Raw genomic sequence first — 10,516 nt, 5'->3', positions numbered from 1 at the left:
TGGTCTGGATCGACATCGACGATACCGTCATTACGCTATTCGGAGAACAAGAAGGCGCGACAAACGGCTACAATCCGCGCTACCACGGGCGCCCCTCGTACAAAGTCCGGGTCGCCTTCATCGCCGGAAGCGGCGAACTGCTCCATCTACAACTGAATCCCGGCAACACAAACGGCATGAAAGATCTGCTGTCGTTTGTCAAGGAAGTCGAACCGATGTTACCGCCGGAATGGATCATCGAAGGCATCCGGGCCGACTGCGGTTTTGCCGACGCTGCTGTTATGGAATACGCCGAAGAACGCGGCTGGCAGTACATCTTCAAGCTGCCGAAGAAAGCAACCGTCAAAAAGACGATTGCCTACCTCGAACAACATCCGGCGTTTTGGGAAACGCTGGCGGAGAAGCAGGAGGACATCACGTTCGCGACCCAAGACGATCGCTGGGCGGCTGCCGACATTCCGATTCTGCTCACAAATTGGGAGAAGGCCCGACGCTGTTTGATCTATCGAGAGGCTCATGAAACCGAGCGTACGCGTGAGGATCAACTGACGATGACACTGACGACATATTCGTTCCAGCGGCATCCCCTGCTGCACGTGGTAGGGTTATACTCCCGGCTGCGATAAGATAATTCGCTACAACAAGATACGCCTGAGTTGTTGTAATTCTATCTTTCGGATTCGCTATCAAGATCCCCCTCCTTTTCCTGCCTATTGACGCGTTTGATTCTGTGTTTTGTTAATCTGCGGGCGTTTTTTCATCATCATTAACGGTCCTCTAATCACTAAATCCTTCCAATCCTTAAGGCGTAAGGATGAGAAAGGTGCAGTAAAATCAACTCCAAAGCTCTTAAGCTTTACAATATGGGCATTGATAAGGATATAAAACAAAATAACGCCATACAAGCCGAGCATAGATGCTGTTAGCATCATTCCGAAGCGAAGGATCCGGATAGAAATTCCTATACCGTACTGTGGGAACGCGAAGGAAGAAATAGCGGTCATTGCGACAACAATAACCATAATAGGACTGACAATTCCTGCCTGCACTGCCGCTTCACCGATAACTAGTCCACCGACAATACTCACAGACTGTCCAACAGGCTTAGGTAGACGAATCCCGCTTCCCGAAGAATTTCAATGGTGACCTCCATAATCAATGCTTCAATAGTGGCAGGAAAGGGCACCCCCTCCCTTGTCCCGGCAATGGAAATAGCCAACTTGGTCGGAATCATTCCTTGATTATATGAAATAACGGCAATATATATCGATGGAAGGAATAACGCTATGAAAGCAGCACCATACCGTATCAGACGGATTAGTGAACCGGGAATCCAACGTTCATAATGATCTTCCGGTGAACTTATTAACATCGATAAAGTAACCGGGACGATCAAAGCAAAAGGCGTACCGTCGAGTAGAACGCTACGCGCCCCTCCATTAAAGCACTTTCCACCCGGTCAGGACGTTCTGTATTTTGTACCTGTGGAAACACAGAGAAGTAATTATCCTCGATGAGTTGTTCGATGTAACCGGATTCCGGAACATCATCAATATCAATTTTCTCAATCCTTCTTCTTACCTCATCGACCAGATCCTGATTTGCAATGTCCTTGATAAAAATTATGGATAGGTCTTTTTTGGCCCGACGGCCTATTTTGTAATTCACGATCGTAAAGTTCGGATCTTTAATCCTTCGACGGAGAAGAGCTGTATTCGTTCGAAGTGTTTCCACAAACCCCTCTCTGGGCCCCCGTACAAGGGATTCGCTTACCGGCTCATCGATAGAACGAGTCTCCCAGCCTGCGGCACCTAAAATAAGTACATCGGCTATTCCATCGATCAAGAGGGCGGTATTTCCGGAAAGTACTTCTGAAATACATTCATCGAAGCTATGTACTTGCTTGATTTCTGTAAGAGTGATAACTGATTCAGTGAGCCAATTTTTCAATAGCAAAGATGAATCTCGAGCTTCATCCAGTATTTTATTTACTAAATGATCATGCATCAGCCGTTTCATTACTTGATCGTGTAGTTTTGTCTGATCCACCAGGCCATCGACATAAATTAGTGCTGCTTTCCACTCACTATCGCCGATCCTAAATTCTCGGAAAATCACGTCGGGACTGTGGCCTATGGATTCACGGATCATATCCAAGTTCTCTTTCAGGCGGTTTGTTAACTCTGAATCGATAAAATTTGACTCCCTATAATCGTTAGGTCGATCCTTTGGGAGATTCCTTTTTTTCCTCCGAATCTTATTGAACACGAGTATACACCTGTTTTCATTTTTCCTAATTTAACCTGGGCATGCACTCTAATGATCCATTTTATCCATCTCATTTTCGGCTCAAACCTTGATGCTTGGTCACCGTTTATTGTTCTCCCGCCTTATTTCTCCTGCATTTTCGTAGAGTAGATATCCATATACCGCCGTTGTGGAGGAAGAGTGGCGGCTGATTGATGTTTACATCAAATACAAGGAACGCGGCTATGAACGAGAAGTCGTCTATTTGGTTGCTATACTTGAAGCGGAGGCGCAGGGGAAATTAGCGCATTTTAGCGAATCTTTTCTCGATAGGTGAAAATATTCACAGCTTATGCACATTAAATGTGAATACCTACAATTTTCGGTATATTTCGTCAGAGGATTCGACGCTCTCCGGAAAGAATAATCCGGGTGAGGTGAGGGATGTGGAGAATAGATTGTTAGAACTGCTGGATGGCAGACTGTAATCCCCTCTCTTTCTCGCTGACTTGACATTTTCACTATTATATTTTACGTTTGTGGCATAAGATAAAAACGACCGAAGGTGCTGCTAACACCTACGGTCTGCACAATAGATTGCCCCTTGGGGGTGATCGACCCGGATTTACAGGGATCGAAATAGACCACCTGCCGTCCAAAGCAAGGGTGGTCTATTTCTGTCCTCGAAAGGAAAGAATTGCGACGATAAGCGACCCGAACGCTATCATAAGCACGAGAGCCCCATATGTCGTCATGTGGCATCACCTCCTTCCTTCACAAATCGGAAAGAAGGAAAAGCAGTGAGCCGACCACCCTTGAAGAGCCGATTCTATTGTACGAGATATTATACCAAATATTGGGTCATTTTTGGCCCTTTTATTTTTTACTGGGCCATCATATAATATGCGAACTGATGTTCTTGTTGAAAGGAGTTGGTTTGTATGCCAGCCAGTTTAAGTATCGAAACCATAACCGGCCGGAATCTTTGATATGATTGTAGGAATGTTTGTGTCGTCAGACATCTTTTGTTTTCGCAATTCAGTATTCGGACATAATGAACTTAAACAGCAAATTATTTTTTGAGCCTATTATAAAATAAGCTAACCCCGTTAATACTGGCTAAATATAAAGTTTTAATCCAAGAAAGCGGGGATGAGTGATGACCAAAACACTTGGCCAAAAAATTCGTGAACTTCGTGTGCAAAAAGGACTTACACAAGGAGATCTGGGCGGCGGGAAAGTAACGCCGAGTATGATTTCGCAGATTGAAGCTGACAAAGCAAACCCTTCACACCGTTTGTTGAAATGGATTTCCGACAAGTTGGAAACCCCGATTGAATATTTTCTGACTGATATGCAGCTGCAGAGTGAGAAAATCAGTTCTTTCCGCTTTGCCAAGGCACTGATCGAAGCGGGAGAACCTCGTCAGGCGATTCCGATTTTGGAACAGTTGGCCGACGGGCAATCGCTGCCTATGTACCAACAGGAAATTCAACGCGACCTTGCTGCTTGCTATCGCAATATCGGGCGGCTGGACGAAGCTGCCAAAATGCTCGAAGAAGTTTTTTCTGCGGCCCTTATGAGGCGGGAAACTGCTGTAATGGTCCAAGCATTAAAGGAAATGGGATGGATTGAAAGAGAAAGGCACAACTATCCATTGGCAATCTATCATTGGAACCGGGCGAATCATTTACATGAAGAAATGGAGAATGCGAACCCGTTCGAATGGGCGAGATTATTGCAGGATCTTGCCGATCTCCATAACTACCTGGGGGAGTATACCCCTGCCAGATCAGCCTATGAAAAAGCGATGGCCCTGTTGTCCGGCACTTCCGATCTCAAGGGGATTGCCGATGTTTATCTCAACTTGAGCCGCTTATACCGAGCAGCGGGGGAGTACGATAGTGCGTCTGAATTTGCCCAGCATGCATTCAGCATCAATAAAAGCATTCAGAATATCAAATTATCGGTTCAGATTCAGGAAACCTATGCGGTGCTGAAAGCGGAAACAGGGCAGCCTCAAGAAGCAATCGCCTTGTTGGAAGAGTGCCTGGAACAGTATGAGAAGTACGGACTTCGGGAGCGAATCGCTCCTGTGCATGGTGCGATCTCCAATATTTATCTGAAACAGCGTCAGTTGGAACAAGCCAAATTCCATTGTCAGCTTGCGCTTGAGAAATGCCTGGATGATACGGAACGGGCTGCCCTTTATCGCACTTGGGCAAAGACGGCGAAAGAACAGGGCCAAATCCAGGAAGCTATGGAAGCGGCGAGAAGAGCAATCGATTTCTTCTCACAGGCAAAGCTTCCGCGGGACTTGGCATACAGTTACTCCTTACTGGGAGACCTTTATAAGGAAACCGGGGATCTCACAGGCGCTGTCCAAGCATTTGAAAATATGCGAATGGCAATGGAAGCAAACCTGAAAGAACGAGGGATTGTCCTCTAGCCGGTCTCAGGTCGGTGGACGCCCCTCATTCAAAAACGGTATACTACAATAAACGAAGCTCCGCGGAGCAGATCATCTTGATGAAAAGGGGCGCCGCACATGAAACGACCGATTCGTATCATCGCATATTCTTCCATTTTTCTTTTGGCTGCAGGCATCACCGGTTGTGGTCAGAATGCGGAAACCCCTTCAAGCGGAGAACAGACCCCGGTTGCGTCCCAATCCGCTCCACCGGACACTTCAAATACTCAGGGGGCAACTGCTTCTGCCAAAGGGACAGGTGCTTCGCAGCCCTCGGTTATCACTCCGCTCGACTGGTCAAAGCCGTCGGGGGGAGAATATCCGAAGATTAAACAGGGAGACGCGATTTGGATCGATGTTTCCATTGCGGATCAGCGGGTCTACATTAAGAACGGCGACGAAACGATCTATACCATGGTTACCTCGTCAGGCCTTGATACGGAGCCGGGGACTTCCACACCGCGCGGAACATTTGTTGTGGAGCCGGAGCGGGGGGATTGGTTCTTTGCACCGCAGTATCAGCAAGGGGCGAAATATTGGGTGTCATGGAAGAATCACGGTGAGTTCCTCTTCCACAGCGTAGCGATGGACAAAAACGGCAACGTAATTGAAGAGGAAGCGAAGAAACTGGGGCAAAAGGCATCCCATGGGTGCTTCCGTTTGACCGTTCCCGACGCAAAGTGGATTTATGACAATATCCCTGTGAAAACGAAAGTGGTTGTCAGAGATTAACGCTCTCTTGCCGCATTGAACGAAAAAATACCACTTGAAACTGGTCAAGTGGTATTTTTGTGTCCATTATTTTGCTTGTAACCCCTGCATTAAAATCGTTGTGACCACATTTGCAAGCTCTTCATCTTTATACTCCCGATGCTTGCTTAGAAGCAAATGGAGCGACGCAATCGAAGCTCCGCCGAACACGGTCCAAGCTGCGGACTCCGGTTCGATTTGCAGGAAATCCCCTTCTTCGACCGCTTGCCGAATATACTCTTCGATCGATTTCGTATATTGGGTCAGCATTTTGCGAAATTCTTTCTGTCGCTGTTCCGCTCCCCAAGCTTCCCGCAATAAAATGATACAGAAATCGCGATATTCACCAAAAAACCGAATCTGTTGGCGAATCGCCGTTTCCAGCTTGTCCTTCCCATTCATTTCGGGACGAATCTGTTCGTTGACCGATTCCCGAAGCAAATCAATCCCTTCTTCCACAAGGAAAAGGAAAAGATCCTCTTTGCTTTTGAAGTGGTAATAAATTGTCCCTTTGGCTACGTTCGCTCGTGCCGCAATATCATCCATTGTAGCCCTGTCGAACCCGCGGTCCGAGAAGATGTCGATGGCTGCCTGAAAAATCAAACCTGTCTTGTCCTGACGCAAGTAGTCTCACCACACCCTAATTGTTTCTATTAATTCACCCTACCACATTTGTCCTATATTCGCAAATTTTTAAGAAAGGCTTCATGAAAAAACCAAGCATATTGGAAACGGACAAGACAGGCCTGCATAAAAATAGTTATACGAGAAGCTTTCACTCAATATATTGAACAAAAGGCGAACCCGGGGATTATTAGGGCAAGGGCCCAGACAAACAAGCCTCAAATACACTCAAAGACACTCAAAAGCACGAGTCGTGACTAGACCGCCGGCCTGATAAGGTCTCCGCCAATGTCCTGATTTTGGCGGATAGGGTGTCGAGCTAAGGGGGAGTGAGAATGGACATTCTGGATCGGCTGCACGCTTATAGGGCTCTAGAACAACAACTCGCCTGGGAAGGAAAGTTTGTTGACTATCTCGAACTTGTGCGAAAAAACCCGAAAATCGCCGAAACGGCACATTCCCGGATTTACAATATGATCGAAGCTGCGGGAATCGAGACGGACGAACACGGACGCAAACACTACCGTTTTTTTGAAAAGGAGATTTTTGGTTTGGAGACGGCTTTGGAAAGACTCGTAGAAGAATATTTCCACTCAGCCGCCCGCCGATTGGATGTACGCAAACGGATCCTCCTGCTCATGGGACCCGTCAGCGGCGGTAAATCCACAATTGTTACCATGTTAAAGCGAGGGTTGGAACAGTTTACGAAAACCCCTGAGGGAGCTGTTTACGCAATCAAAGGATGTCCGATGCACGAAGAACCTCTGCATTTGATTCCTCAGGAATTGCGTCCCGAATTTGAAAAAGAGCTTGGGGTTCGAATTGAAGGCAATCTTTGTCCGTCTTGCCGGTTGCGGCTGCAAAATGATTACAACAATCGGGTGGAAGAAGTACCTGTTGAGAGAATTGTCTTTTCGGAAGACGAACGTGTTGGGATCGGAACTTTTTCTCCTTCTGATCCGAAATCCCAGGATATCGCCGATTTGACAGGGAGTATAGACTTCTCAACCATCTCAGTTTACGGATCGGAGTCAGATCCCCGGGCGTATCGTTTCGATGGGGAATTAAACAAAGCGAACCGTGGACTGATGGAATTCCAGGAGATGTTAAAGTGTGACGAGAAGTTTCTCTGGCATTTGTTATCGTTGACTCAGGAGGGGAATTTTAAAGCGGGTCGCTTCGCCTTGATCTCAGCGGATGAGATGATTATTGCCCACACCAACGAAACGGAATACAAGGCTTTTATCTCCAACAAGAAAAACGAGGCCCTGCAATCCCGGATGATCGTCATGCCGATTCCCTATAACTTGCGGGTTTCTGACGAAGTGAAAATCTACGAGAAGCTGGTCAAACAAAGCGATTTGAAAAATGTCCATATTGCACCTCATGCATTGAGAACTGCCGCCATTTTCTCAATTCTGACACGCCTTAAGGAGTCAAAGAAACAGGGCATGGACCTTGTCAAGAAAATGTACCTTTATGATGGAAGCTCCGTGGAAGGGTTTAAGGAAAAAGATGTGAAGGAATTGCGGGCGGAATCACCCGATGAAGGAATGAGCGGTGTAGATCCGCGCTACGTCATCAACAGAATCTCCAGTGCTTTGATTCGTCGGGATACCTCATGTATCAATGCATTGGACGTATTGCGGGCAATCAAGGAAGGACTGGATCAGCATCCTTCCATCACCAAGGATGAACGAGAGCGTCTTCTGAACTTTATCTCGATCGCACGAAAAGAATATGACGACGAAGCCAAGAAAGAAGTTCAAAAAGCATTTGTCTACTCCTATGAAGAATCGGCCAAAACACTGCTTGAGAACTACTTGGATAACGTCGAGGCGTACTGCAACTGGCAGAAAATCAAAGATCCCATCACCGGGGAAGAGATCGATCCGGATGAAAAACTGATGCGTTCGATCGAGGAGCAAATCGGCATTTCCGAAAACGCAAAGAAAGCATTCCGGGAAGAGATTCTGATTCGGATTTCGACATATGCAAGACGGGGCAAAAAATTCGATTATAACTCGCACGAACGGTTAAGAGAAGCGATCGAGCGCAAGCTGTTTGCAGATCTGAAAGACGTGGTTAAAATTACAACCTCGACCAAAACACCGGATGCACTTCAGTTGAAAAAAATCAATGAAGTTACAAAACGATTGATTGACGAGCATGGATACTGCCCAATTTGCGCAAACGAACTGCTGCGTTACACCGGAAGCCTGTTGAATCGATAGTTTTTTTCTCGACCCCCAATAAAGTGCTCGGATTGCTTCGCAATTCCGTGTGACTTTATTGGGGCGTTGTTATCGAAAATTCCGGTTTCTCTCTCATAATGGGCGTTCATCGAGGGACGAGTTTGAACCCAAATGAATAGAATGGATAATAAGGTTCGTCGGCTCCGTCGCATCCTTGCAGCGAATGCCGACACCTGCGGTAAGGTGCGACGTGGTCCGTCAAGCCTACGCTAAGGGAAGGAGGGAACATGTGTGACAAGACCGAATTTTACCCTCTCTCGTGAGGATTGGTCTCTCCATCGTAAAGGACATCAAGATCAGTTGCGTCATCAGGAAAAAGTAAGGGAAGCATTAAAAAAGAACCTAGCCGATTTAATCAGTGAAGAAAGCATTATTATGTCTGATGGAAAACAAATACTCAAAGTCCCTATCCGTTCCCTGGATGAATACCGGTTTCGATTCAACTATAACAAACAACAGCATGGGGGGCAGGGGGACGGATCTTCCAAAGAAGGCGATGTTCTCGGCCGTGACGGTGATTCCAAGCAGCAGGCACCAGGTTCTGGAGAAGGTGCCGGCGATCAGCCAGGTGTCGATTATTATGAAGCGGAAGTAACAGTTGAAGAACTGCAAAACATTCTATTTGAGAACCTGGAGCTTCCCAATCTGAAACAGAAAACTCAAGACGATATTCTGGTTACGGACATTCGATTTAATGATATCCGCAAAAAAGGGTTAACAGGAAACATCGACAAGAAGCGTACGATCATGGAGACTCTCAAGCGAAACGCTTTACAAGGCCAACCGGGGATTCACCAGATCAGCCCTGATGACCTTCGCTACAAAACGTGGGAAGAAGTTCGCATCCCGCGCAGTAATGCCGTTGTACTCGCAATGATGGATACTTCAGGATCGATGGGCTCATTTGAAAAATTCATTGCGCGCAGCTTTTTCTTCTGGATGGTTCGTTTTCTCCGGACGAAATACGAGCATGTTGACATCCAGTTTATCGCACATCATACAGAAGCCAAAATTGTTACGGAAGACGAATTTTTCACCAAAGGGGAAAGTGGTGGAACCATCTGTTCGTCGGCCTATCAGTTGGCACTTGATCTGGTCCACGGGCGGTATAACCCGGAGCGGTTTAATGTGTATCCATTCCACTTTTCAGATGGAGACAATTTAACGTCGGATAACGAAAAATGCGTTCGCATCATCAGGGAACTCGCTTCTCTCTGCAACATTTTCGGGTATGGGGAAGTCAATCAGTATAACCGTTCCTCAACATTGATGAATGCATTCAAGCATATTCACGACCCCAAATTTAAAGCGGTACTGATTCGTGAGAAAAGTGAAGTTTACAAAGCGCTTACGACCTTCTTTGCACGCGATACGCAATTGGTGTCATAGGGGGAAAGGCGATGACGAACGAAGAAATCAAAAAGCTCGAAAAATCCATTGAACAGATGATGGATATCGCCCGATCATTCGGGCTTGATTTTTATGAGATGCGGTTTGAGATATGTCCGGCGGACATTATCTATACATTTGGCGCTTATGGGATGCCTACCCGCTTCAGTCACTGGAGTTTCGGGAAAGCATTTCACCGCATGAAAATGCAGTATGATTTCGGTTTAAGCAGAATCTATGAACTGGTGATCAATTCGGATCCGTGTTATGCATTCTTGCTTGACGGGAACACACTGATTCAAAATAAGCTGGTTTCGGCCCATGTGCTGGCTCACTGCGATTTCTTCAAGAATAATTCCCGGTTTGCTCATACTTCCCGCTACATGGTCGAAAGCATGGCCACCTCAGCAGACCGTATCCGCGCTTATGAAATTCAACACGGGAAAGATGCGGTTGAGGAACTATTGGACGCGGTTCTGGCCATACAAGAGCATATCGATCCTTCACAGGTTGCCCGGAAACGACCGCGAGAAGATTTTCCGGGTGAAAAACCGAAGGTTGAAACGGATTCACCTTACGAAGACCTATGGAGACTCGATTCACGCGATCAGAAGAAAAAAACGGATGAGCAACCGAACGTTTTTCAGAAAGTGCCGGCTCGGCCTGAGAAAGATATGATTCTTTTTATCATGGAGCACAGCAAGATTCTGTCGGATTGGCAGCGGGATGTTTTATCGATGATGCGGGAAGAGATGCTATACTTCTGGCCGCAGATCGAGAC

Annotated in this window: 7 protein-coding genes and 2 pseudogenes; 6 read left to right on the top strand and 3 right to left on the bottom strand. The window is 46.6% G+C overall.

Features of this window, described 5'->3' with window-relative positions; genetic code table 11:
- Nucleotides 1-578: pseudogene (locus ACFO8Q_RS06285) on the top strand (transposase); the annotation flags it as partial.
- Between the two features lie 132 nt (nucleotides 579-710).
- Here the strand turns inward: ACFO8Q_RS06285 and ACFO8Q_RS06280 are convergent.
- Both ACFO8Q_RS06280 and ACFO8Q_RS06275 read right to left on the bottom strand, forming a co-directional pair.
- A pseudogene (locus tag ACFO8Q_RS06280) lies at nucleotides 711-2,151 on the bottom strand (spore germination protein).
- 767 nt (nucleotides 2,152-2,918) lie between these two features.
- Nucleotides 2,919-3,002, bottom strand: a complete 84-nt coding sequence (locus ACFO8Q_RS06275; RefSeq protein WP_380024878.1) for a putative holin-like toxin — start codon at nucleotides 3,000-3,002, stop codon at nucleotides 2,919-2,921.
- Nucleotides 3,003-3,406: 404 nt separating this feature from the next.
- Between ACFO8Q_RS06275 and ACFO8Q_RS06270 the strand changes: the two genes are divergently transcribed.
- Both ACFO8Q_RS06270 and ACFO8Q_RS06265 read left to right on the top strand, forming a co-directional pair.
- Complete coding sequence (locus tag ACFO8Q_RS06270; protein ID WP_380024877.1) at nucleotides 3,407-4,696, top strand: helix-turn-helix domain-containing protein; 1,290 nt, start codon at nucleotides 3,407-3,409, stop codon at nucleotides 4,694-4,696.
- 99 nt (nucleotides 4,697-4,795) lie between these two features.
- The gene (locus ACFO8Q_RS06265) at nucleotides 4,796-5,449 is read left to right on the top strand and encodes a L,D-transpeptidase (protein ID WP_380024876.1); all 654 of its coding nucleotides are present in this window, start codon (nucleotides 4,796-4,798) and stop codon (nucleotides 5,447-5,449) included.
- 66 nt (nucleotides 5,450-5,515) lie between these two features.
- Here ACFO8Q_RS06265 and ACFO8Q_RS06260 read toward each other — a convergent pair whose 3' ends face one another.
- Complete coding sequence (locus ACFO8Q_RS06260) at nucleotides 5,516-6,091, bottom strand: TetR/AcrR family transcriptional regulator (RefSeq protein ID WP_380024875.1); 576 nt, start codon at nucleotides 6,089-6,091, stop codon at nucleotides 5,516-5,518.
- A 335-nt stretch (nucleotides 6,092-6,426) separates the two neighbouring features.
- Between ACFO8Q_RS06260 and ACFO8Q_RS06255 the strand changes: the two genes are divergently transcribed.
- The 3 genes from ACFO8Q_RS06255 to ACFO8Q_RS06245 all read left to right on the top strand — a co-directional run.
- Nucleotides 6,427-8,325: a PrkA family serine protein kinase gene (locus tag ACFO8Q_RS06255; protein ID WP_380024874.1), complete on the top strand. Its 1,899-nt coding sequence runs from the start codon at nucleotides 6,427-6,429 to the stop codon at nucleotides 8,323-8,325.
- A gap of 252 nt (nucleotides 8,326-8,577) precedes the next feature.
- Nucleotides 8,578-9,735: a sporulation protein YhbH gene (gene yhbH, locus ACFO8Q_RS06250; RefSeq protein ID WP_380024873.1), complete on the top strand. Its 1,158-nt coding sequence runs from the start codon at nucleotides 8,578-8,580 to the stop codon at nucleotides 9,733-9,735.
- An 11-nt stretch (nucleotides 9,736-9,746) separates the two neighbouring features.
- Nucleotides 9,747-10,516: SpoVR family protein (locus ACFO8Q_RS06245; protein ID WP_380024872.1), on the top strand; the 770-nt coding region annotated here is incomplete at its 3' end.

Origin of the sequence: Effusibacillus consociatus (assembly GCF_042652925.1) — a bacterium.
GTDB classification, from domain to species: domain Bacteria; phylum Bacillota; class Bacilli; order Tumebacillales; family Effusibacillaceae; genus Effusibacillus; species Effusibacillus consociatus.
The sequence above is the reverse complement of the archived record's forward strand: the minus strand, read 5'-3'. Positions and strand labels throughout refer to the sequence as shown.